The 22,871-nt window shown below is 67.8% G+C and carries 21 protein-coding genes and 1 tRNA gene; 14 read left to right on the top strand and 8 right to left on the bottom strand.

Going from position 1 to position 22,871, the window contains the following annotated elements:
- The first annotated feature begins 95 nt into the window (after positions 1-95).
- Both crtI and IG65_RS0132590 read left to right on the top strand, forming a co-directional pair.
- Entirely contained in the window at positions 96-1,640 is a 1,545-nt protein-coding gene (crtI, locus tag IG65_RS0132595) for a phytoene desaturase family protein (protein WP_051757291.1), read from the top strand.
- Positions 1,641-1,650: 10 nt separating this feature from the next.
- Positions 1,651-2,583, top strand: a complete 933-nt coding sequence (locus IG65_RS0132590; RefSeq protein ID WP_036526391.1) for a phytoene/squalene synthase family protein — start codon at positions 1,651-1,653, stop codon at positions 2,581-2,583.
- Here the strand turns inward: IG65_RS0132590 and IG65_RS0132585 are convergent.
- From IG65_RS0132585 to IG65_RS0132575, 3 genes are read right to left on the bottom strand one after another with little or no spacing between them, the layout of a single operon-like run.
- The gene (locus tag IG65_RS0132585; RefSeq protein ID WP_030518788.1) at positions 2,578-4,050 is read right to left on the bottom strand and encodes an SDR family oxidoreductase; all 1,473 of its coding nucleotides are present in this window, start codon (positions 4,048-4,050) and stop codon (positions 2,578-2,580) included. The two genes, IG65_RS0132590 and IG65_RS0132585, sit on opposite strands and share 6 nt — an antisense overlap.
- Positions 4,051-4,072: 22 nt before the next feature.
- Entirely contained in the window at positions 4,073-5,395 is a 1,323-nt protein-coding gene (locus tag IG65_RS0132580) for a deoxyribodipyrimidine photo-lyase (RefSeq protein ID WP_030518787.1), read from the bottom strand.
- Positions 5,396-5,453: 58 nt separating this feature from the next.
- The gene (locus IG65_RS0132575) at positions 5,454-6,056 is read right to left on the bottom strand and encodes a lipocalin family protein (protein ID WP_030518786.1); all 603 of its coding nucleotides are present in this window, start codon (positions 6,054-6,056) and stop codon (positions 5,454-5,456) included.
- Between the two features lie 343 nt (positions 6,057-6,399).
- Between IG65_RS0132575 and IG65_RS0132570 the strand changes: the two genes are divergently transcribed.
- The 3 genes from IG65_RS0132570 (at position 6,400) to IG65_RS0132560 (ending at position 9,252) form a co-directional block, all read left to right on the top strand.
- On the top strand, positions 6,400-7,266 hold the full coding sequence (locus tag IG65_RS0132570) for a MerR family transcriptional regulator (RefSeq protein WP_036526400.1): 867 nt from the start codon (positions 6,400-6,402) through the stop codon (positions 7,264-7,266).
- A gap of 179 nt (positions 7,267-7,445) precedes the next feature.
- Positions 7,446-8,477: a hypothetical protein gene (locus IG65_RS0132565; protein WP_030518784.1), complete on the top strand. Its 1,032-nt coding sequence runs from the start codon at positions 7,446-7,448 to the stop codon at positions 8,475-8,477.
- A 4-nt stretch (positions 8,478-8,481) separates the two neighbouring features.
- The gene (locus tag IG65_RS0132560; RefSeq protein WP_030518783.1) at positions 8,482-9,252 is read left to right on the top strand and encodes an SDR family NAD(P)-dependent oxidoreductase; all 771 of its coding nucleotides are present in this window, start codon (positions 8,482-8,484) and stop codon (positions 9,250-9,252) included.
- A gap of 87 nt (positions 9,253-9,339) precedes the next feature.
- Here the strand turns inward: IG65_RS0132560 and IG65_RS0132555 are convergent, their stop codons facing one another.
- Positions 9,340-11,454: an MMPL family transporter gene (locus IG65_RS0132555; RefSeq protein WP_051757290.1), complete on the bottom strand. Its 2,115-nt coding sequence runs from the start codon at positions 11,452-11,454 to the stop codon at positions 9,340-9,342.
- Positions 11,455-11,553: 99 nt separating this feature from the next.
- Here IG65_RS0132555 and IG65_RS0132550 point away from each other — a divergent pair, with 99 nt between their 5' ends.
- The 9 genes from IG65_RS0132550 to IG65_RS0132510 all read left to right on the top strand — a co-directional run bounded on the left by IG65_RS0132550 (position 11,554) and on the right by IG65_RS0132510 (position 21,002).
- Complete coding sequence (locus tag IG65_RS0132550) at positions 11,554-12,069, top strand: MarR family winged helix-turn-helix transcriptional regulator (protein ID WP_051757289.1); 516 nt, start codon at positions 11,554-11,556, stop codon at positions 12,067-12,069.
- A gap of 133 nt (positions 12,070-12,202) precedes the next feature.
- Entirely contained in the window at positions 12,203-13,402 is a 1,200-nt protein-coding gene (locus IG65_RS0132545; RefSeq protein ID WP_051757292.1) for a CdaR family transcriptional regulator, read from the top strand.
- 174 nt (positions 13,403-13,576) lie between these two features.
- Positions 13,577-15,031, top strand: coding sequence for a dihydrolipoyl dehydrogenase (gene lpdA / locus IG65_RS0132540; protein WP_030518779.1), 1,455 nt, complete (start codon positions 13,577-13,579; stop codon positions 15,029-15,031).
- An 11-nt stretch (positions 15,032-15,042) separates the two neighbouring features.
- A complete protein-coding gene (pdhA, locus tag IG65_RS0132535; protein ID WP_231509582.1) occupies positions 15,043-16,218 on the top strand; it encodes a pyruvate dehydrogenase (acetyl-transferring) E1 component subunit alpha in 1,176 nt (391 codons plus the stop codon).
- A gap of 19 nt (positions 16,219-16,237) precedes the next feature.
- A complete protein-coding gene (locus tag IG65_RS0132530) occupies positions 16,238-17,221 on the top strand; it encodes an alpha-ketoacid dehydrogenase subunit beta (protein WP_197040003.1) in 984 nt (327 codons plus the stop codon).
- A 12-nt stretch (positions 17,222-17,233) separates the two neighbouring features.
- The gene (locus IG65_RS0132525; protein ID WP_030518776.1) at positions 17,234-18,562 is read left to right on the top strand and encodes a dihydrolipoamide acetyltransferase family protein; all 1,329 of its coding nucleotides are present in this window, start codon (positions 17,234-17,236) and stop codon (positions 18,560-18,562) included.
- A gap of 172 nt (positions 18,563-18,734) precedes the next feature.
- Positions 18,735-19,223, top strand: a complete 489-nt coding sequence (locus IG65_RS0132520; protein ID WP_051757288.1) for a PaaI family thioesterase — start codon at positions 18,735-18,737, stop codon at positions 19,221-19,223.
- A gap of 114 nt (positions 19,224-19,337) precedes the next feature.
- Positions 19,338-20,174, top strand: coding sequence for a helix-turn-helix transcriptional regulator (locus IG65_RS0132515; protein ID WP_030518774.1), 837 nt, complete (start codon positions 19,338-19,340; stop codon positions 20,172-20,174).
- A gap of 69 nt (positions 20,175-20,243) precedes the next feature.
- Positions 20,244-21,002, top strand: a complete 759-nt coding sequence (locus IG65_RS0132510; protein WP_030518773.1) for a glucose 1-dehydrogenase — start codon at positions 20,244-20,246, stop codon at positions 21,000-21,002.
- Between the two features lie 93 nt (positions 21,003-21,095).
- Here the strand turns inward: IG65_RS0132510 and IG65_RS0132505 are convergent, their stop codons facing one another.
- The 4 genes from IG65_RS0132505 to IG65_RS0132490 form a co-directional block, all read right to left on the bottom strand.
- A complete protein-coding gene (locus tag IG65_RS0132505) occupies positions 21,096-21,479 on the bottom strand; it encodes a Zn-ribbon domain-containing OB-fold protein (protein ID WP_030518772.1) in 384 nt (127 codons plus the stop codon).
- Positions 21,480-21,657: 178 nt separating this feature from the next.
- A tRNA-Val gene (locus IG65_RS0132500) sits at positions 21,658-21,729 on the bottom strand.
- A 74-nt stretch (positions 21,730-21,803) separates the two neighbouring features.
- Entirely contained in the window at positions 21,804-22,268 is a 465-nt protein-coding gene (locus IG65_RS0132495) for a peroxiredoxin (RefSeq protein ID WP_030518771.1), read from the bottom strand.
- 79 nt (positions 22,269-22,347) lie between these two features.
- Positions 22,348-22,770 carry a DUF3052 domain-containing protein gene (locus IG65_RS0132490; RefSeq protein ID WP_030518770.1) on the bottom strand — a complete coding sequence of 141 codons (423 nt, stop codon included), beginning with the start codon at positions 22,768-22,770 and terminating at the stop codon, positions 22,348-22,350.
- Between the last annotated feature and the right edge of the window lie 101 nt (positions 22,771-22,871).

Raw genomic sequence — 22,871 nt, 5'->3', positions numbered from 1 at the left:
CGGCAACGACCATGAAGCCAAACCCACCGCTCCCAGGTGATTCGGAACCCGATGGCTGCGGGCTCTATCACCACGAAAGAAAGGTAAGGAAGACCATGCGCACGACCATCGGTCTCAGCAACCATATCGTCGTAGTCGGAGCGGGGCTGGCCGGACTGTCGGCGGCGCTGCACCTGGCCGGCCGCGGCCGCAAAGTCACCGTGCTGGAACGTGATTCGGTCCCCGGCGGCCGCACCGGTCGCGTCGATGTGGACGGCTACCGCCTCGACACCGGCCCGACCGTGCTGACGATGCCACACCTGGTCGAGGAGACGTTCGCCGCGGTCGGCGAGCAGATGAACGACCGCCTGTCGCTGGTGCCGGTGGATCCGGCCTACCGGGCCCATTTCGCCGACGGGCGTCAGCTCGAGGTCCACAGCGACGCCGAACGCATGGCCGCGGCGATCACCGAGTTCGCCGGAGCCGGGCAGGCAGCGGGATACCGGCGACTGCGCGCGTGGCTGACCCAGCTCTACCGGACCGAGTTCGACTCGTTCATCGGGGCGAATTTCGACTCGCCGCTCTCGGCGCTGCGTCCTTCGCTGGCCCGACTGGCGACGATGGGAGGATTCCGCCGCTGGGACCGTGCGGTCGCACAGCACATCGACGATCCGGAACTGCGGCGGCTGTTCACCTTTCAATCCCTGTATGCCGGCGTCGCCCCCAAGAGAGCGATAGCGGCATACGCGGTGATCGCCTATATGGACACGATCGCCGGCGTCTGGTTCCCGCGCGGCGGAATGCGAGCGCTACCCGACGCGCTCGCCGCGGCGGCGCACGACGCCGGCGTCGAGATCCGCTACGACACCGCCGTGGCGAGCCTGGACCGCACCGGATCCCGGATCCGCACAATCGTCACCGAGACCGGCGAGCGCATCCCCTGCGATGCGGTCGTGCTCACCACCGAGTTGTCCGACACCTACCGGCTGACGGGCCATTCCCCGCGCCGCCCGCTGCGTCCCACGGCGGCACCGTCCGCGGTCGTGCTGCACGTCGGCTGCGAGGCGATGCCCCACGCGGCGCACCACCATCTGCTCTTCGGCCGCGCCTGGGACGAAGCCTTCGACGACATCATCGCTCGCGGCAGCGTCATGACAGATCCGTCACTGCTGGTCACCAGGCCCACCGCGGGTGACCCGAGCCTGGCGCCACCCGGACGCGACCTGTTCTACATTCTCGCTCCGGTACCGAATCTCGTTCGAGGACCGATCAATTGGGACCGATTCGGCCCCGCCTACGCCGAGGAGATTCTGACCACCGTCCAGGATCGCTTGCCGATCCCACTGACCGATCCCCGGTTGCTCCACATCACCACTCCTGCCGACTGGGCGCGGCGCGGCATGCTGGCCGGAAGCCCCTTCGCGTTGGCCCACACCGTCACCCAAACCGGCCCCTTCCGCCCGGCCAATATGATCCGCGGACTCGAGAACGTGGTGCTGGCGGGCGGCAGCACCGTCCCCGGTGTCGGCATACCCCCCGTGCTGATTTCCGGCCGGCTCGCCGCGGACCGCGTCACCGGACCGATGCCTTCTGCACAGCCCGCACCCGCACGCCGACGCGCGTCCGCCCTGTCCACTTCGACCGCCGCCATCATCCGCTGATCGGAAACTCATGTCCCCCATCGCTTTTCTCGACAACGGCCGCGCCGATACCCAGCTGCAGCAGTCCTATCGCGCCTGCCGGACGCTCAACGCCCGCCACGGCAAGACCTTCTTCCTCGCCACCCGGTTACTCGCCCCCGACCAGCGTCCGGCGATCCACGCGCTCTACGGCTTCGCCCGCCGCGCCGACGACATCCTCGACGACATCGACCCGAGCCGTCCGGTCACCGAGCGAGCGGCACGACTGGACGCGCTGGCCGCGCAGTTCACCAGCGAGGACGCCGACGCCGACGCTGTCCTCCCGGCCGTACTGCACACGGCACACTCCTACCGCATCGCTCCGGCGCTGTTCGACTCGTTCCTGGAGTCGATGCGCATGGATCTCACCCTCACCGACTATCCGGATCGGCGTGCGCTGGACCGCTACGTCTACGGTTCCGCCGAAGTCATCGGATTACAGGTCTTGCCGGTGCTGGGCACGGTGTGCCCGGTGGACGAGGCCGCCCCCTACGCCGCCGCGCTCGGAAAAGCCTTCCAGCTGACCAACTTTCTGCGCGACGTGGACGAGGACCTGGTCCGAGACCGGGTGTATCTGCCGGCAGACGAACTGGCCGCATTCGGCGTCGACCGTGACCTGCTGCTGTGGTGTCAGGCGCACCGCCGCACCGACCCGCGCGTCCGGCGCGCTCTGGTCGCCCAGCATGCGCACACTCGCGACATCTACGACTACGCCCGCGCCGGTATCGCCTTGCTCGCGCCACGGTCGCGGCCGTGCGTCACCACCGCGCTCACCCTCTATTCGGAAATTCTGGATCGCATCGAGAGTCTGGATTTCGACATCTTCGTTCATCGTGCCCGTGTCGGTATCCCACGTCGTGCTGCGGTGGGCAGCCGCGGTCTCGCCCGCGCGCTCCGGTCCAGACAGGCGCAGCCGGGGCTATGAAACCGGCTGAGCCGCAGCCTCTTCGGCCGCGCCCGTGATGTTGCGGGTCATCCCGCCGAAGATGAGCGCATGGAAGGGAACGATGGCCTTCCAGTACAGATGACCGGCCAGACCGTGCGGGTCGAATACGGCCCGCTGCCGGTAGACAGTGCCGCGCGCGTCCGTGTCCACGCTCAGCTCCAGCCACGCCCGCCCGGGCACCCGCATCTCCGCGCGCAACACCAGAGTGTGCGGTCGTTCGATGCGTTCTACACGCCACCAGTCCAGCGCCTCGCCGGCGTGCAGCCGATGCGGATCCCGCCTGCCCCGCCGCAAACCGACGCCGCCGGCCAGTCGATCGATCCAGCCACGCAACGACCACGCCAGCGGAAACGAATACCAGCCGTATTCGCCACCGATGGATTCGATCACCGACCACAACGTCGCCGGATCGGCCCGGGTGTGGCGTTCTCGCACATCGACATAGAGGGAACCGCCCGACCACGCGGGATCGGTGGGCAGCGGGGACGACGGTTCACTACCGAGCTGATCGGCATCCGACCAGCGGGTAGGGACATCGAGGTCGCGGATGCGCGTCAACGCCAATTCGACCGCCGTTCGGTAGTCGATCAATCCCCGCGCCGGATCGGGGATGTGCTCGGCGATCGCGTGATCTTCGCAGACCACGTCGTTGACCAGCGATTCCATCAGCGGCACGGCTATCGCCTTGGGCACCGGGGTCACGAGATTGACCCATTGTGCCGAGAGCCACGGTGTGAGAACCGGGACCGGGACGATCACGCGCCGCGGCAACCGCGCCACTTCCGCGTAATCGCGCATCATCTGTTCGTAGGTGAGCACATCCGGACCGCCGATGTCGAAAGCACCGCGCACATCCGGCGGCAGTTCGGCCGCCCGCGTCAGGTAGTACAGCACATCGCGCACCGCGATCGGCTGGATGCGGTTGCGGACCCATCGCGGCGTGACCATCACCGGGAGCCGTTCGGTGAGATAGCGCAGCATTTCGAAACTGGCCGAACCGGATCCGATGATCACGGCGGCCTGCATCGCAATCGCCGGAACCGAACCCGCGAGCAGGATGCGACCGACCTCGGCGCGGGAAGACAGATGCCGCGACAGTCGCTGGCCGGGCGGGACGATGCCGCCCAGGTACACGATCCGGCGTACCCCCGCACGGGCCGCCTGCTCTGCCACCAGTGTCGCCGCGCGGCGGTCGACCTCGTCGAAATCCGTTCGCGTCAGCGAATGCACCAGGTAGTAGAGCACATCCGCGTCGGCGCAGGCCGCGGCCACATCCTCGGCGCTGAGCACGTCACCGCGCAGGACTTCCACGCTGTCGCGCCACGCCGCGTCGTCGAGTTTGGCGGGTGTGCGGGCCAGCACCCGCACCTCATGCCCCGCGGCCAGTAGCTCGGGCACCAGGCGGCCCCCGATGTAGCCGGTCGCACCGAACACCACACATCGCATACCGTCTCCTTCACCGAATCGACTACATGCCGGGCACTTCCACGATCGGCGCCGGATAGGTCGCGTCATCGACGTCCGCGCGCCACGGCCGGTGCACCGCCGCACCGGACAGGTGGGCGAGTTCGGGCAACCAGCGCCGTACGTACGCACCCTCGGGGTCGAAACGGTTCGCTTGCCGCAGCGGATTGAGTGTGCGATTGGGGCGGGTGTCGGTTCCGGTGCCCGCGACCCACTGCCAGTTCATCTGGTTGTTCGCCACATCTCCGTCGACCAGCCAGTACCGGAAATGGGCCGCGCCGATCCGCCAATCCAACCGTAGCGTTTTGGCCAGGAACGATGCGGTGATCAGCCGCGCGCGGCCCGGCATCCACCCTTCGTCATGAAGTTGGCGCATCGGCGCGTCGACGATCGGGAAACCGGTGCGACCGTGCGTCCACGCCTCGAACGCCTGCTCGTCCTTGCGGACCTCGACCGGCCCCGGGCGGTAATCGGACCATGCCGCCGCGGGCCGGGCCGCCAGTACCTGATGATGAAAATCGCGCCAGGCCAACTGCCGGACGAAACTGTGCGCACCCGGATCCGACAGGTCCAGGCGCGACACCACCTCCGCGGCGGACAGGCATCCGAAGTGCAGATACGGCGAGAGATGCGAGGTGGCGTCGGCGGCGAGATCGTCGTTGGTATCCGCATACGCGGTGACCGAATCGGACAGCCAGCGGCGCAACATCTTTCGCCCCGTCGTCTCGCCTCCGACGCGCAGGTTGGGCGAAGCCCGCGCGGCGCGGAGCTTGTCGAGGTCGGGTTGTTTCCCGTCCAGCGACGGCACGGTGAGATTTTTCGGCGGTGGCAGCGGACTGCGGTGGCGAGCGGTTTCCCAGCGCCGGAAGTACGGCGTGAACACCGCGAAATGATCGCGCCCGGTGCTCGGCTCGATCGCATCGATGTCCACGCTGGTCACCGTCGCGGGGTGCGTCTGCACGCGGCAACCGTGAGATTCGAGCCTGTCGCGCAGAGCCGATTCGCGGCGCTTGCCGTAGTGGCTGACCTCGGCGGCGAGATGCACCGACTCCGCCTGTGACTGGGCGACGATCCGCTCCACCTCGTCGACGACCTTACCGCGCCGCAGCACGAGATGCCCGCCGCGCGTTCGCAGTTCGCCGTCGAGCTCGTCCAGCGCTGCGGCGAGGAATCGCACCCGGTTGGGCGCGGCCTCCGAGCCGGTGACCAACGATTCGTCGAGGACGAACAGCGGGACCACCGCATCGCCGGCATGCTGCGCCGCGGTCAGCATCGGATTGTCGTGCACCCGCAGGTCACGGGTGAACAAAGCTATCGCCACACCCATCGCCACTCACCTCCACTCACCGGATTCGCCATGGCTGGTAGGTCGCATCGAGCCGAGCTCAGAGCCGGCACAGCGGGGTGATGTCGTCTCGCCCGCCGGTCACCGGCGAGGTCAGGTACAGGCACGGCTGCTCACCGGCGGCGACGATCGCCGCGACGATCTGATTCCACTGGTCCGCGTCCAGTGCGGGCGTGCGAGACAGCACGAATCCGGAGATCCGGAAGGGGTCGGTGACGAGAGCCCAGGAGTAGTCCGGCCCGAGCGCGGTCACGATGTAGTTGGGCGGGCCGTCCAGGCTTTCCTGTGTCGGCACCCCGGGGAACGCGACGCGCAACTGTGCCCCGGTCACCGGATCGACCACGCGCGCCGCACCCTGAATGTCGTTGGGCGCCCCCGACCACGTGGTGCACGAATTGTGAACGGACACATCACCGTTCGGAAGGGCGGCGTACTCGGCGCGCGTATCGCGAGCACAGACGAGATTGAAAAACTGAGGAACCGCGGCGAGCTGATACCACGTTCCGAGGTACCGGTTCAGATCGAGCGAGGAAACCGGAGCCGGTCCGGCCGCGGGTGTCGGACTCGCCCCTGCCGGTGCCGCGACGCCACCGAACACGACCGCCGCCAGGACGGCGACGCCGGCCAGCCGAGCCGGGCGCATCGCTGTCGCAGCGAAGAGGATCAGCCGACGGGCTCCACCGGCCAGCATTCTCACGACCTTCCGTTCGATGCCTTCGGGGCGGTCTACCTGCGAGCGATGTTCGAGCACCTGCGACTCCTCTGTTCGATGAGCATGGGTTCGACAACACTGCCGATCCTACAGCAATCGATGCGGAATCGATGCATAATGGGAGTGTCGTCCCCACCCCGCTCCGTCGTCCCTTACCACCGTCCCTTACCACCGCCCCCTACCGCGGTCCACTACCGCGCGGGCACCGCAGCACTGCGACCTCGAGCACTGCGACCTTGCGGCGCCCATGCCCGTGAAAGGCAGAATGATCGTCATGTCCGATGCCGTGCCCCCCGACAACGACGCAGCCGGATTCTCGGTACGTACCGTCGCGGAACGCATCGGCATTCCCACCGCGACGCTGCGCAGTTGGAATCAGCGCTACGGCATCGGCCCCTCCCAGCATCGGCGCGGTCGCCACCGCCTGTACTCCGAAGCCGACATCGCTCGGCTCGAGCGCATGGTCGTTCTCGTCCGAGGCGGATCGAGCCCGGCGCGCGCGGCCGAGTCCGTGCGCGCACCACTGCCGGTCGCCGGAGACCACGCATCCCTTCTCGAGGCCGCCTTCGCCTCCGACCCGACCACATTGCAGGCGTTGCTCTTCGCCCACATTCGCGCGTTCGGCGTGGCCGACACCTGGGACCGGCTGTGCCGCCCGGCCTTCGCCGAGATCGTCCAGCGGCAAGGAGCGGGCATCGGGTGCATCGACGTCGAACACCTTCTGTCCTGGTGCATTACGGCCGCACTGCACCGCGCGGTCCCGCCCCCGGCCGACGCGTCCGCAGCCCCCGTACTGCTCGCCTGCACCAGCGGCGAAGCCCATTGCCTGCCACTCGAGGTCCTGCGCGCCGCACTCGCCGAACTCGACGTCCCGGCCAATATGCTCGGCCCCAACGTCCCCACTCCAGCCCTCGGCGATGCCCTCGATCGCAGCGCGTCGAGCTCGGTAGCGGTGCTGTGGTCACAGCAGGAATCGACCGCGCTCCTCTCGGCCGTGCGCACCTGCGCCGACCGCGGCACGCGGGTCCTGTTGGCAGGCCCGGGCTGGCAGCACGCACCCGCCCCGGACACCGCCGATATCGTCGACGACCTCCAGTCCGCGCTGAAAGAGCTGACCGGCGCCCACCCGGCAGAGGTGTAGCCGCAACGAGGCCGATCGGCGTCACCCGCCGGCCGGCGCGACGGCAGAACTCCGCGCCCGGACAGCTCAGCAAGAGCCCGAGGGGCCTTGTCCCACCACACACGTAATGCTAATTTTCGTAGAAGAGAATCACATTCTCATACTCGCCGACACCACCGGCAGCTCGAAAGGTCGATCACGTGCGCGTCATTCAATGGACCACCGGGAAGGTCGGAAAGCTCAGTCTGCGCGGGATTCTCGACGATCCGCGGCTCGAGTTGGCCGGTGTCTACGCCTATTCCGACGACAAGGTCGGGGTGGATGCGGGCAGGCTGTGCGGGCGGCCGGATACGGGGGTGCTAGCCACCGCCGATATCGATGCGCTGCTCGCACTGGACGCGGATACCGTCCTCTATACGCCGTTCATGGCCGACCTCGACCATGCGACGCGGCTGCTCGAGAGCGGCCTCGATGTCATCAGCACGAACTTGTTTCTCAACGTCGGCGGGATTCGGGGCGAGACGGAGCAGAAGCTTGCCGCCGCCTGCGAACGCGGGAACAGCTCGCTGCACATCACCGGCATCAACCCGGGCTGGATCAACGCCGTGACCACCGCGTTGACCGCGGTGTGCCGTGACGTCCGGTCGATTTCGATCTCCGAATCGGCCGACGTCTCCGTCTACGAATCCGCGGAAACGTGGCAGGCCCTGGGCATTTCGCGTCCCGAGGCCACCCCGGAACTGATCGAGATCGCGAAAGTGTGGATGAGTACGTTCCGCGATTCCGTCCAGCGCATGGGCGTAGCCCTCGGTTACGAATTCGACGATATGGACTTCGCCATCGAGTACGCGACTGCCGCCGAAACGGTCGATCTGGGATGGATCCGCATCGAGAAGGACACCATCGCCGCGGTGCGCGGCGGATGGGCCGGAAAGATCGGCGAGAAATCCGTCGTTCGCTCGAACGTCGCGTGGTACCTGACCGACAAGCTCAATGAGAGCTGGGAATTCGACGACGACCACTACCACATCGTCATCGACGGAGAGCCCGAGGTGCGGACCCGGATCAGGTTCGTCCCGCCGGACAGCTGGGGAAATCACGAGTGGGACACCATGACCGCGATGCCCGCGGTGAATTCCGTTTTCGACGTCGCCCGAGCGCCCGCCGGTATCTCGACGTTGAAAGAGGTGGGATTGCCCTGCGCCCCCGCCGATCTGTGGCTGTCGCGGTGACGCCATGGGATATGCCGACGAACTGTTCGATCTGACCGGCAAGGTGGTTCTGGTCACCGGCGGCAGCCGCGGGCTGGGACGACAGATGGCCTTCGCCGCCGCGCACTGCGGTGCCGATGTGATCATCGCCAGTCGCAACTACGACAATTGCGTGGCGACCGCCGGGGAGATCGCGGAGAAGACCGGCCGCGCCGCCATGCCCTACGGCGTGCACATCGGTCGCTGGGATCAACTCGACGGGCTGGTCGACGCCTGCTACGACCGGTTCGGCCGGGTCGATGTCCTCATCAACAATGCCGGAATGCAACCGGTGTACGACGATCTGCCCTCGGTGAGCGAGAAACTGTTCGACGCCATCATCGCCCTGAATCTCAAAGGGCCGTTTCGATTGTCGGCACTCGTCGGCGAGCGCATGGTCGCGGCGGGCCGCGGATCGATCGTCAACGTCAGCTCCACCGGTTCCATCCGGCCGCGCCCGTCGATCGTGCCCTATGCCGCCGCCAAGGCCGGACTCAACGCCATGACCGAGGGCCTGGCCCTGGCATTCGGCCCGGCCGTCCGAGTCAACACCCTGATGGCAGGGCCCTACCGCACCGATGCCACGGCCGGATGGGACCTCGACAACCTCGCCCCGGGCGACAACCCGTTCGCCGCCCACGCCCTCCAACGCATCGGCCGGCCCAGCGAAATCGTCGGAGCCGCACTGTTTCTCGCCTCCGACGCCTCCAGTTACACCACCGGATCGATCCTCCGCTCCGACGGCGGCATGCCGTAAGGCCCCGCTCAGCGGCCGGAGTGAGCCTCTGGATACCGACCGATCCGGCGGCCGACAGCCCGCTGTCCGGTCGCGAATCTCACCGACTCAGCGGCTCTGTTCCGCCGTCGACGCGCTCGCGGCGACCGACGGCGCCGATGGTCCGGAATCGGCCGACGCCTCTCGGATCCAGCGCCCCGGCCACCAGATTCTCGGACCGATCAGCGCGAACAGCGCGGGTATCACCAGGGTTCGAATGACGAAGGTATCGAGCAGGATACCGACGCCGACCACGATGCCCAGCTGGGTCAGCGTGATCAGCGGCAGGACGCCGAGGACGGCGAACACCGCGGCCAGCACGATTCCGGCGCTGGTGATCACCCCGCCCGTGGAGCCGACTGCGCGGACGATGCCGCCGGTCACGCCGTGGCCCGGTGTCTCCTCGCGTGCTCGGGTGACCAGGAAGATCGTGTAGTCGACGCCCAGCGCCACCAGGAACAGGAAGGCGAACAGCGGCACGTTGGTGTCCAATGCCGGAAAGCCGAACACGTAGGTGCTGAGCAGGCTTCCGATGCCCAGTGCGGCCAGGGCGCTCAGCACCGTGACCGCGACCAGCAGGAGCGCGGCCGGCACTGCCCGCAACAGCACCAGAAGTACCAGCAGGACGACCACCAGAACGAGCGGCATGATCACGAGCTGATCGCGCCGGGCCGCGTCCCGGGTGTCCAGGGCGACGGCATCGGAGCCGCCGACCAGCGCCTCGGCGCCGGGCACCGAGGACAGTGCGGTGCGCAGGGAACTGACATCGGCGAATGCCGCCTCGGAGGCGGGTGGCGCGTCCAGAATCACCGACCAGCGCGTCAACCCGTTGTCCGAGACGCCGGCGGGTATCGCGCGCACGACGCCGGAAGTGCTGTCGAGGACCGACTGCACGGCCGGCGCGGCGTCGGTGCGCGCCAGCACGATCGCGGGATCGCTTGCGCCGGAGGAGAAATGCTCGCTCACCGCACGCAGGCCGTCGACCGATTCCGCCTGCACGCGGAACTGCTCGGACTGTGCGAGCCCGACATGGGCGAACGGCAGCGCGGCAGCACATGCGGCCGCGACGAGCAGAAAGACGCCGGCCACCACGCCGGGCCGCCGTACCACCTTCTCCGCGACGGTGTGCCAGGCGCCGGAGGTCGCGGTGTCATGGCCGTCGACACGAGGAACGAACGGCCAGAACACCTTTCGACCGCACAGCGCAAGCGCCGGAGGCAGTGCGACGAGGACGAAGACCGCCGCGATCAGAAGCCCCACAGCCCCGAAGGCGCCCAGTCCGCGAGTGTTGGGCAGCAGCGCGAGCAGCAGTATCAGCAAGGCCAGCACGACCGTCAGATTGCTGGCGAGCACCGCGGGCCCGGCTCGCCGAACGGCGATCCGCAGCGCCGCCCGATGGTCCTCGGTCCGATACAACTCGTCGCGGTAGCGCGACACCAGCAGCAACGCATAATTCGTGCCGGCCCCGAATACCAGGACGCTGGTGATTCCCGCGGTCGAACCGTCGAACGTCAGACCGCTCACCTGGGCGAGGGCATTACCCGCCGCCGATGCGACCCGGTCGGCGACCGCCACCACCGACAGCGGAATCAGCCACAGCACCGGCGAGCGGTAGGTCGCTATCAGCAGCACCATCACCACAGCGGCGGTGACCGCGAGCAGCAGAGTGTTGGCGCCGGAGAAGGAGTCGGCGATATCCGCGCCGAAGGCCGGGCCGCCGGTGATGCGCACCTGCAGGTCGGCGGGTGCGCCCGCACGCGCGGCCGTGCGCAATTCGTCGATCCGGTCGGTCAAGGCGAAGCCGTTCAGCTCGGACGGGATCGGTGTCTGCCCGAGCGCGGCGCGCTGGTCCGGCGACACCACGATCCCCGGCCCGCTCGCACCGGAACGTATCCGGGTCAGGGCCGCATCGGCCTGCGCTCGATCGTCCGGGGTGAGGACTGCCCCGTCGGCGCGCGTGACAATCAGGACCGCCGCCGCCGAATCCCCACCGGGGAACTGCCGCAACAACCGCTGTACCTGCGCGGATTCGGCGTCGTCGGGCAGCGAATTCGGCGCCGAGCCACCCGATTCGCCCCCACCGGACAAGCCGAGCACCGCGACGGCGGCGACCACCATGGCTACCAGGACGAGCCACCCTTTACGTCCGGAGACGATCTGCGCATATCGATCCCATCCGCCCATGCGCAAAACTATTTCAGAAACTGAAATAATTTGCAAAGGGTCGGCCTCCGAGCCGATACGCTGTGTGCACTGCGCGCAGGAACGAGAAGGGAGACAGAGGTGACCGAGAGTTCGATCGATGCGTCACCCACCGATCGCGACGAACTCGAGACGGCGATCGCGCGCGATATCCGCGCGCTCACCGCCGTCTCGGATCGGATCTCACATCTCTTCGCACATTCGAACGAATTGCGCCCCAACGACTTCCGCGCGCTCATGCATATCGCCACCGCCGACGCGGAAGGAACGCCCCTCACCGCCGGAAGGCTCGGAACGCTGCTGGGCGTCTCTCCCGGCGCGATCACCTACCTGATCGAGCGCATGATCGAGTCGGGCCATATCGAACGCGAACCCGACGACGCCGACAAACGCCGGGTGCTGCTGCACTACAGCGATCACGGCATGAGCGTGGCCGCGGGATTCTTCACCCCGATCGGCAGGCGCACCCGGACCGCACTCGCCGGCCTGCCGGACGCGGACCTGCAAGCCACCCATCGCGTCCTGACCGCCATAGTCGGTGCCCTTCGCGACCACAGCGCGGCGATCACGTCCGAATCCGACAGGCCGAGCCGATAGGCGTTCCGGCCCGGTCGCAGCACCGCGTCGCGTAGGTCGTCCGAGAGCCGACCGGTAACAGTGTGCAGGTCGAGGCCATCGGGCGACCAGCCGGTTGCGTCTGCGCGCCCATGCTGGACGTACTGTGACCGACGTGGCGCCCGTAGCAACCCCGGAACCCCTGCCCGACTCCGCGGAGTTGGCGAGGGCGTGCGGGAGCGACATCGACCAGCTCACCGCCCGGCTCATGGCGGCCGTGTTCACCGACGATCCGGAGTGGACGGACTATTCGGCGGTGAGCCGAGCGGATCTGCGCGACGGATGCCGGCGGTTCCTGACACGGGTGCTGGAACTGCTCGCGGCGAAAGGGGCCGGCGCCGAACAGGACGATGTGGCCGCCGCGATCGGCCGGCAGCGCGCCGCGCAGGGGGTTCCGCTCGAGGCCATGCAGCGCACCTTCCGCCTGGGCGGGCGCATCGTGTGGGAAGCCCTGATGGATCGCGCCGGAGCGATGTCACCTGCCGATTTCCGCGAAATCGGGACTGCCATGTGGGCGGTGGTCGACGGGATGTCCTCGGCGCTGGTGACCTCCTATCGCGGCGCCGAACTCGATCGCGTTCGGCGCGACGAACGCCGCCGCCACGCTCTGATCGAAGACGTCCTCTCCGGGCGCGGCCGCGATGCCGTCTTCGCCGCGCACGCGGCGCGCGAACTCGACATTCCTGCCGGGGGCGACTACCTGGTGGTCCTGGCTCGCGGTGAACCGCAGCCGCTGCGGCCGGGGTCCGAAAGCGCGTTGGCGGCCATGGGGATTCGCTCGATCCGCCACGATCGCGGCGATCACACGGTCGGCATCGTCGCGCTCGAACAGCATTCCCCGCAGCAGGTGGCGGAGGTGCTGGAACCGCTGGTTCTCGGACGCGCGGGCCTTTCTCCGGCGGTCGAGGGGTTGGCCGAGATCGACGTCGCCCACGCACTCGCCACGCTCGCACTGGATACTGCGCCGCGAGCTCACGACGCCACTCTCACCCGGCTGGACGATAACTACCCGGAAGCCCTGCTGGTGCGCGCGCCCGATCTGGCGCAGCGATTGGTGCAGCGATCACTGGGCCCGATCCTGGCGTTGCCCGCGAAGGAGCGCGACATCCTGCTGCGCACGCTGTCGGTCTGGCTGGCCGAGAACTGCTCGGCCGCCCATGCCGCACCGCTGTTGCACTGCCACCGCAACACGGTCATCAACCGGCTTCAGCGCGCCGCGACACTGCTCGGGCGGCCGCTGGAGGGCCCCCGCCACCAACTGGAACTCTCCCTCGCGCTCACCGCCCGCGAACTGCTCGAACGCCCGGCCGGCTGAGCCCTCGGCGCCGAACGGCCGCGAGCGGAATTAGGCGCAGCGCCCAATCCCGAGCCGCAATTCCTGGGCTTGCCGGGAATTGTCCGGCGTCCACGCACGGATAAGACTCCACACCTGATGACCCACACCGCAACCGGATTCGGGTCAACCGATTCAGGACGAGGAGCACCACAAGTGCCGGAATTCGATCTCTTGATCATCGGCGGCGGGCCGGGCGGGTATGTCGCGGCGATCCGCGCCGCCCAGCGCGGCCTGCACGTCGCCGTGGCGGAAAAGGAACGCCCCGGCGGGGTGTGCCTGAACTGGGGGTGCATACCCACCAAGGCCATGCTGCGCTCGGCGGAGGTATTCGAAACACTCGGCGCAGCAGCCGATTTCGGGGTTCACGCCGACAACGTTCGCTTCGACTTCGCCACCGTCCGCCGGCGCAAGGACGGCATCGTCGCGGAGCTGACCGGCGGCGTGGCGGGGCTACTGAAGGCCAACGGCGTCACCGTGATCGAGGGCCATGCCCGCTTCACGGGACCGACCACCGTGGAGATATTCGAGCCCGGTCCCTCGCCGGTCTTCGCCGACGGGCCCCGCTACGGCGCCGCCCCGGCCGGCACCGCGAGCCGCACGGTCACGGCCACCGACGTGATCGTCGCTACCGGGTCCGTGCCCGCGCTCCTGCCCGTTCCGGGCGCCGATCTGCCGGGCGTGATCACCTCCGACGGCGCGTTCGGATTGACCGAGGTGCCCGAGCGGCTCGTCGTCATCGGCGGCAGCGCGGTCGGCGCCGAGTGGGCGGGGCTGTTCGCCACCTTCGGCGCCGACGTGACCATCGTGGAGATGCAGGATCGCCTGGTCCCGTTGGAGGACAAGGAGATCGGCGCCGCGCTGGGCCGTGCGTTCACCAAACGCGGTGTCAGCGTGCTGACCGGATGCACCGTCACCGGCATCGAGCAGAGTGGCGAGGCGCTGACGGTCGACGTCGACGGCGCGACGACTCGGAAAATCCAGGCCGACGTCGTGCTCGTCGGTGTGGGCCGTCGTCCCAACACCGCCGATCTCGACCTGAAGTACGCCGGAATCGACACCGACGCACGGGGATTCATCCCCGTCGACGAACGGCTGCGGACCACGGCCGAGCACGTCTACGCCATCGGCGATGTCACCGGCAAGGCACTGCTGGCGCACGTGGCCTCACATCAGGGCCTCACCGCCGCCGATGTGATCGCCGGACACGACGCCCGCATCGACTACACCGTGATCCCCGCGGCGACGTTCACCCATCCGGAGATCGCGAGCGTCGGCCTGACCGAGGACGCGGCGCGCGCCGGCGGCCACGAGGTGATCACCGCGAAATTCCCGCTCGCCGCACTCGGGCGAGCCAAGGCGCTCGGCGAGACCGAGGGCTTCTGCAAGATCGTGGCCGGGGCACGCCATCGGGAAGTACTCGGCGTGCACATCATCGGCCCCTCGGCCGGTGACCTGATCGCCGAAGGCGCACTGGCGATCTCGCTCGAAGCGACACTCGACGAACTCGCCGACACCATCCACGCCCACCCCACCCTCGGCGAGATCGGTATGGAAACAGCCCTGACCGGGCTCGGCCTGCCGATCCACACCGCGCCGCGTTCACGTTGAGGAGCACCACCGTGACTACCACAACCCCGCAGCAGGCCACCCGCACGTCGACCCGCCGCGCACCGAAGCGACCGGCCGTGTCGACCGCGACGGAGCAAGCCCACACCCCGGCGAGCGATTCTCTCCTCGCCGACCGAACCGCCACGCAGACAGCATCATTCGAGTCCCGTGTGGCGGCCGAGCATCCCGATACGCTGCGAAAGCTGTATCGCGACATGCTGTTCGTGCGCCGATTCGAGGAGCGCACCGCCCAGAGCTATCAGCAGGCCAGGATCGGCGGCTACTGTCACCTCAACCTCGGTGAGGAGGCCACCGTGGTCGGCCTCGGTGCGGCGATGCGCCCCACCGACTACCTGTTCACCAACTACCGCGAACACGGTTATGCCCTCGCCAAAGGCATCGCGCCCGGCCGGGTCATGGCCGAGCTGTACGGCCGCTCCACCGGCACCTCCAAAGGGTGGGGCGGATCGATGCACATGTACGACACCGAGACTCGGCTGCTCGGCGGCTACGCCATCGTCGGCGGCCAGGTACCCCTCGCCGTCGGCGCCGCACTGGCGATCGACTACCGCGGCGGCGACGATGTCGTCGTCTGCCAAATGGGTGAGGGCACAACGAATATCGGCGCCTTCCACGAATCGCTCAACCTCGCCGCACTGTGGAATCTGCCGATCGTCTTCCTGGTGGTCAACAACCAGACCGGCATGGGCACCACAGTGGAGAAGTCCTCCGCCGAACCCGATCTGTGGAAACGCGCCGCCGCCTATCGCATGCGCGGTGAACGCGTCGACGGCACCGACGTCCTCGCCGTCCGCGACACCGCCAGGGATCTCATCGACACCGCCCGCCGCGACGGCCGGCCGGCACTGCTGGAGGCGGTCAGCCACCGGCTGAAAGGCCACTCGGTGGTCGACCCCGCGAAATACCGCACCGAGGAAACCGTGATGGCCGCACGATCCCACGACCCCATCGAGATCTGGAAGACCGCGCTGCTGAAATCCGGTGCGCTGAACGATGTTTCGGCCTCCACCCTGGACGCGGAGGTCCTCGCCGAGGTCGCCGCCGCCGTCGAGTTCGCCGACACCAGCCCGCACCCGCAGCCGTCGAGCCTGTTCGACTACACCTACGCCACCCCGGTGCCCGGCGATTCCCGCCGCCTGCCCGCCGACCCGCTCTTCACCGCCTGAGGACCACCCCGTGCCTGTCATGACCTACCGCGAAGCGCTGCGCGAAACCCTGCGCGAGGAAATGCGCCGCGACGACGACATCTTCCTGATCGGTGAGGAGATCGGCGTCTTCGAAGGCTCCTACAAGATCACCGCCGGACTGCTGAACGAATTCGGCGAGCAGCGCGTCCGCGACACTCCCATCGCCGAGGAAGGATTCGTCGGCGCGGCCATCGGCGCCGCCATGCTCGGCCTGCGCCCGATCGTCGAGATCATGACGATCAACTTCTCCCTGCTCGCCCTCGACCAGATCGTCAACCACGCCGCCAAGATCTACGGCATGTTCGGCGGGCAGACCAGCGTGCCGATGGTCATCCGCACCCCCGGCGGCGGCGGACAACAACTCGGCGCCACCCACTCCCAGAACATCGAGCTCTATTACGCGTTCGTCCCCGGCCTCAAGGTCGTGGCGCCCAGCACCCCGGCCGACGCCCGCGCCCTGCTCAAGGCCGCCATCGATGACGACGACCCGGTGCTGTTCCTCGAGAACCTGTCGCTCTACAACACCAAAGGTGAAGTACCGCAGGACCTTCCGCCCGCACAGATCGGCAAGGCCGCGGTCACCCGCGAAGGCACCGACATCACCCTCATCGGCTACTCCCGCATGGCCACCGTCTGCACCCAGGTCGCGGACGAACTTGCCGCCGAGGGCATCTCCGCCGAGGTGATCGACCTGCGCAGCCTGCGCCCGCTCGACCGCGACACCCTCGTCCGCTCGGTCCGCAAGACCGGCTGCGCGGTCATCGGTGAGGACGACTGGCTCACCTACGGCATAGGCGCCGAAATAGCGGCATCGATCTCCGACGGCGCCTTCGACTATCTCGACGCTCCCGTGCGCCGCGTCGCCATGGCCGAAGTGCCGCTCCCCTACGCCAAGCCGCTGGAGAAGCTGGCCCTGCCGTCCGTCGAATCGCTCTACACCGCCGCCGTCGAAACCCTTGCGGCCGTGGGCAAGCGACGCTGAGAGGAAAGACCGTTGTCCGAAATCACCATGCCCCGCCTCTCCGACACCATGGAAGACGGCGTCGTCGCCAACTGGCTCAAACAGGTCGGTGACACCGTCATCCGCGGCGAAGTGCTCGCCGAAATCGAAACCGACAAAGCACTGATGGAACTCGAGGCCTACGACGACGGCATCCTCGAACACATCATCGCCGCACCCGGAACGCGGGTTCCGATCGGCGAACCCATCGCCATCCTCGGCGACGGCAGCGGGACCGCCGCCGCACCCGCACCGTCATCGGCGCCTGTCCCGCAGACCGAGACCGCATCGGCACGGCAGAGCATCGAGCAGCAGCCGGAACCGGCCGACATCGCATCGCAACGACGGCAGACCGCGCCACAGCCCGGCCCGGCCCCTGCCGACGCGGCGCCAGCAGGGTCTGTTGCGTCCTCCGCCTCCGACGCCGTCCGCCGTAAATCCTCGCCCCTGGCGCGCAAGATCGCGCAGGACCTCGGTGTCGACATCACGACCGTCACCGGGACCGGCCCCGGCGGGCGCATCACCCGACTCGACGTCGAAAACGCCCACGCGGCAAAAGCTTCCACCACTGCGCAAGCGACCGCCGCACCGGAACGCACGGAACCGGGCACCAGTGTCACCCCGGCAACGGGCGACTACGACGAGATCCCCCTGACGACCATCCAGCGCGTCTCCGCCACCCGCCTCACCGAGAGCAAACAGCAGGCGCCACACATCTATCTGACCAGCGCCATCGACGTCACCGAACTCCTGGCCTTCCGCGCCCGGATCAACGAGTCACTCGCCGACACCGGGGCCGGCAAGGTCAGCGTCAACGATCTGCTGTTCAAAGGCGTGGCCACCGCACTACGCGCCAACCCCGCCGTCAACGTCTCCTTCGCCGGCGACACCCTGCGCCGCCACCACGGCATCCACCTCGGCGTCGCCGTCGCCACCCCCGCCGGCCTGCTCGTCCCCGTCATCCGCGACGCCGACCGCAAACCCGTCTCGGCCATCGCCGCCGAAACCCGCGACAAAGCCGAACGCGCACGCGACCGCAAACTCCGCGCCGAGGAAATGACCGGCGGCACCTTCACCATCTCCAACCTCGGCATGTACGGCATCGAACACTTCACCGCCGTCATCAACCCACCCGAAGCCGCCATCCTCGCCATCGGCGCCGCCACCGACGAACTCCGCCTCGACGGCGACGAAGTCGTGAGCCGAAAGATCCTGCGCGTCACCATGTCCGCCGACCACCGCGCCATCGACGGAGCCGTCGCCGCCCAATTCCTCGCCCAACTGAAAGAGCTGATCGAACACCCACTGCGCATCGTGATGTGAGGCCGGTGCGGCGTGGGCAGGCGGCGTAGCCTCACCCACGCCGAATCGCCGTCGAGCCAGAACTTGAAGTTGACGTCAAGTTCAGATTAAATGGCAGTCAGTCCAGTTGTGGTGCACCTCGGCTTCCCGGATTCGGCGGTGGAGCGTCGAGCACCCCGAGAGGAGCCGGGTGATGAGCGGTCAGCAGGCGGAGAATCCGGAGTTCGCGCAGATCGTAGAGGCCGTCGTCCTCGGCATGCCCGCGGCGCGACATCTGGGGTTCTCGTTTCGCCGGGTCGAGCGGGGCGAGGTTGAGATCGTGCAGCCCTACCGCACGGAGTTGACCGAGCACAACGGCAACTTTCAGGGCGGCGTGATCGGGTCGCTGGCGGACTTCGCCGGCGGTTCCGCGGCGGGGACGCTCCTGCCGGCCGGCTGGGTGAACATGACGGTCGACTACACCGTCAAACTTCTGTCTCCGGCGCGAGGTGAATATCTGGTGGCCCGTGGGCGGGTCGTGAAGCCCGGCAAGGCGCTCACCGTCGCGGCAGCCGAGGTCTACGGTGTCGACCAGGGTGCCGAAACACTCTGTGCGACAGCGTTGGTCACGATGCGAAACATCGACCTGCGCAGCGCGGGAGGTACGCCCGCGGTTTCCGCCGCTCGTCGCGGAGATGCGTGATTCACCGCTCGCCGGATTCTCCTGTCCGGGCCTACGGGTGCGAACACATCCTCGGCAACCCGGTGATCGGCGCGATGGCGAGGCCCGAATCGGCGCGCATTGTTACTGTTTTTCATGACCAGTGACTCGGCGCGGCGTAGGGAACAGCTGCGCGAATTCCTCCGCAGTCGCCGCGAACGGCTCGACCCAGCCGAGGTCGGGCTGGTGGCGACCGGACGACGTCGCACGCCGGGCCTGCGGCGCGAAGAGGTCGCACAGCTCGCGGGGGTCGGCGTGTCCTGGTACACGTGGCTCGAGCAGGGGCGCGATATCAAGGTGTCGACCGAAGTGCTCGACGCGATCGTCGGAGCACTGCGATTGACTGAGTGGGAGCGGGCCCACGTGTATCGGCTGGCGGGGATGAATCCGCCTCGGGCCGTGCGGGATCGGGATGCACAGGTCACCGCGGAGCTACGGCATCTGCTCACGGTGTGGTCACCGCGGCCCGCGGTGCTGCGCGACCGGTACTGGAACATCCTGGCCGTCAACGACGGGGCACGGATGGCCTTCGGCTACGACTGCGACGACTACAACTGTCTCGTCTCGTTTTTCACCAACGCGAGCTACCGGGAGATGCACCCCCACTGGGCCGCCGCCGCACCGGCGGTCGTCGCCGCCTATCGTGCGGATGCGGCGCTGAACGATCCCGGATTCGACAGGGTGATCACCGAACTCTCCAGGATCAGTGCGGAATTCGCCGAATTGTGGGCGCGCCACGAGGTGGGCGCCCCGACGCAGGCGGTGCACGCGGTGCGCCATCCGGCGGCGGGTGAGCTGTTCTTCGACACCACCACGTTGATCGTCGCGGACCATCCGGATTGGCACCTGGTGCTGTACAACCCCCGGCCGGGCACCGAGACCGAGCAGCGGCTGAGCCTGCTGACGCGGGATCGGGCGGCCGCACCCGCATAGCCTGGTGGTAGTTATCCCACGTTGATCTCGCACTGGTTGTCGAGGCCGGTCCTCGGCAGGCTTGCTCCTATGGCACACAACAGATTCCAGGGCAAGATCGCGCTGGTCACGGGCGGGACGAGCGGTATGGGACTGGCCACCGCGCGGCGGTTGCGCGACGAGGGCGCGCGGGTGATCGTCACCGGCCGCGACCCGGGCCGGCTGGCCGCCACCGCCGATGAACTCGGGCCGGAGGCGCTCGCGATCGCCGGCGACACGACCGACCTCGCCGCCATCGACGCCGTCTTCGAGACCATCCGGAACAGGTACGGCCGGTTGGACGTGCTCTTCGTGAATGCGGGCGTCGGATTCTTTCCGCCGACCGAGGCGGTGACCGAGGCCGATTTCGACCGGGTGATCGGCGTCAACGTCAAGGGGGTGTTCTTCACCGTGCAGAAGGCGATTCCGCTACTGGCCCCCGACGCGGCCGTCGTGATCAACGCCTCGTGGGCACTGCACCGCGGCATGCCGTTCGGCTCGCTGTATTCGGCGACCAAGGCCGCGGCGCACAATCTGGCACGCACGTTCGCTGCCGAGTTGGGCGCCAGGGGAATTCGGGTCAACTCGGTGAGCCCGGGATATATCGACACCCCCGCGCTGCGGGCCGAGCTTCCCGAGTCCGTGCAGAGCGCTGTGGCCGGCGATATCGTCGCCGGCCGGATCGGCTCCGCCAAGGACGTCGCCGCCGCCGTGGCCTTCCTGGCCTCGCCCGAGGCGTCGTACATCACCGGCCAGGATCTGCTCGTCGACGGAGGGCTGGTGGGCCTGGTTCCGAGCGCGGCGACCTGATCCCCCGGCCATAGCACTGCGCGAGAACGCGGTTCACCCGGGCGCATGGGCTCGTCTGTCGGAGGCAGCGGAAGTGACCGATTCGCTCCGGCACTACCGGTGCCGGCGATCGGCGCACACTACGAAGACCGGAAACCTGTCGTCTCGCGGACGCGGCTGGAAATGCACCCGCACCGGCCGATCCGACAGCAGCGGCACCTCCCCCTCCAGCGAGGTATAGACCCACGGCCCCTCGTCGAGTTCGACGATCGCGACCGTCGACGGCGCACCACTCGCACCGGCGCGGTCCACCACCCGCCACGACACGATCGAACCCACACCCGACGACGGCACCCGCTCCAGGTCATCCGACGCACACGAGGAACACCCCGCCGTGAGCGGCGCGAACAACTTGTCACACTTCGCGCATCGCCGAATCATCAAGATCTCTTCCGTGGTGCCGGCATGGGACCTGTGCCGAAGCTCGGGGGCAGACATCGAATCCTCCGCAACGTGACCGATAGAAACGAACTCCAGGTTCGTCGCCGGCGAGCACCATCGCGACGGTAGAACTACCTGTGCGTATACCTATCTCTCGGAGACCGACTTGCCGAGCCGCGAGCCCACGGATTCGACGTGGGGCAGATTGCAAGCCTTCTGACCTGCACAAACAGAGTGGGCGCAGAGGGGTTCGAACCCCCGACCGCTGGTGTGTAAAACCAGTGCTCTACCACTGAGCTATACGCCCGGACTTCACCGGCCGGGCGGCGGTGAAGATGGTGTGCTGCGCGGGGCCGGTTGTCCGGGACCGTGCGCGGCGGTTCATGAATCTAGTGCAGTGAGCGCTTTCTCCCAAGCCGCCTGGTCACGGGGCTCTCCGGGGCCGTTCATCTCGGCGAAGCGGATGATTCCGTCCTTGTCCACGACGAAGGTGCCGCGGTTGGGGAAGCCGGTTTTGTCGTTGAAGACACCGTAGGCCTCGGTGACGGCGCCGTGCGGCCAGAAATCCGACAGCAGCGGGAAGGTGTAGCCCTGCTCGGCCGCCCAGATCTTGTGGGTGGGCGGGGGTCCGACGGAGATGGCGAGGATCTCGGCGTTGTCGTTCTGGAACTTCGGCAGTTCGTCGCGCACCTTGCACAGCTCACCCTGGCAGATGCCGGTGAAAGCCAGCGGATAGAAGACGATCAGGACATTCTTGTGGCCCCGGTAATCGGCGAGGCTCACATCCTGGTTGTTCTGATCCTTCAGCGTGAAATCCGGTGCGGCCGTTCCCACTTCGAGCGGCATGCGCAGTCCTCCTGTCTTCGACGGCGGGCTGTTCCGGTACTCGGCGGCCGCCCGTGCGAAACAATAGTCACGCGGTGGATCAGCGCTGCTTCGAGGGCGTCTTGGGCTGCATCAGCTTGGTGCCGGTCCAGGTGCCGAGGCTGACCGGTGTGGTCGACGTCAACCCCGCGGTGGGGGCGGATTCGGCGATCTCGCTGGGATCGACATGGCCGGGCTGACCGGTTTTGGGGGTGAGTACCCACACGACACCGTCCTCGGCGAGCGGACCGATGGCATCCATCAGCTCGTCGACCAGGTCCCCGTCTCCGTCGCGCCACCACAGCAGTACGACGTCGATCACCTCGTCGGTGTCCTCGTCGAGTAGCTCGGAGCCGATCGCGTCCTCGACAGACGCCCTCAACTCGTCTGCGGTGTCCTCGTCCCAGCCCAACTCCTGAACCGCCATGCCGTGGGCAATGCCAAGCTTCTGAGCGTAGTTCTGCGCGTCCGCCGCGGCGACCACGGTGGTGTCCTTACCTTTCTTTCGTGGTGATAGAGCCCGCAGCCATCGGGTTCCGAATCACCTGGGAGCGGTGGGTTTGGCTTCATGGTCGTTGCCGAGGT

The organism is Nocardia sp. NRRL WC-3656 (assembly GCF_000720265.1).
Taxonomy (GTDB): domain Bacteria; phylum Actinomycetota; class Actinomycetes; order Mycobacteriales; family Mycobacteriaceae; genus Nocardia; species Nocardia nova.
The sequence above is the reverse complement of the archived record's forward strand: the minus strand, read 5'-3'. Positions and strand labels throughout refer to the sequence as shown.

Bases quoted from the DNA above. Each gene is read 5' to 3' on its own strand.
- crtI (WP_051757291.1), top strand. From the start codon at position 96: ATGCGCACGACCATCGGTCTCAGCAACCATATCGTCGTAGTCGGAGCG.
- IG65_RS0132590 (WP_036526391.1), top strand. From the start codon at position 1,651: ATGTCCCCCATCGCTTTTCTCGACAACGGCCGCGCCGATACCCAGCTG.
- IG65_RS0132585 (WP_030518788.1), bottom strand. From the start codon at position 4,050: ATGCGATGTGTGGTGTTCGGTGCGACCGGCTACATCGGGGGCCGCCTG.
- IG65_RS0132580 (WP_030518787.1), bottom strand. From the start codon at position 5,395: ATGGGTGTGGCGATAGCTTTGTTCACCCGTGACCTGCGGGTGCACGAC.
- IG65_RS0132575 (WP_030518786.1), bottom strand. From the start codon at position 6,056: ATGCGCCCGGCTCGGCTGGCCGGCGTCGCCGTCCTGGCGGCGGTCGTG.
- IG65_RS0132570 (WP_036526400.1), top strand. From the start codon at position 6,400: ATGTCCGATGCCGTGCCCCCCGACAACGACGCAGCCGGATTCTCGGTA.
- IG65_RS0132560 (WP_030518783.1), top strand. From the start codon at position 8,482: ATGGGATATGCCGACGAACTGTTCGATCTGACCGGCAAGGTGGTTCTG.
- IG65_RS0132555 (WP_051757290.1), bottom strand. From the start codon at position 11,454: ATGGGCGGATGGGATCGATATGCGCAGATCGTCTCCGGACGTAAAGGG.
- IG65_RS0132530 (WP_197040003.1), top strand. From the start codon at position 16,238: ATGACCTACCGCGAAGCGCTGCGCGAAACCCTGCGCGAGGAAATGCGC.
- IG65_RS0132520 (WP_051757288.1), top strand. From the start codon at position 18,735: ATGAGCGGTCAGCAGGCGGAGAATCCGGAGTTCGCGCAGATCGTAGAG.
- IG65_RS0132515 (WP_030518774.1), top strand. From the start codon at position 19,338: ATGACCAGTGACTCGGCGCGGCGTAGGGAACAGCTGCGCGAATTCCTC.
- IG65_RS0132510 (WP_030518773.1), top strand. From the start codon at position 20,244: ATGGCACACAACAGATTCCAGGGCAAGATCGCGCTGGTCACGGGCGGG.
- IG65_RS0132505 (WP_030518772.1), bottom strand. From the start codon at position 21,479: ATGTCTGCCCCCGAGCTTCGGCACAGGTCCCATGCCGGCACCACGGAA.
- IG65_RS0132495 (WP_030518771.1), bottom strand. From the start codon at position 22,268: ATGCCGCTCGAAGTGGGAACGGCCGCACCGGATTTCACGCTGAAGGAT.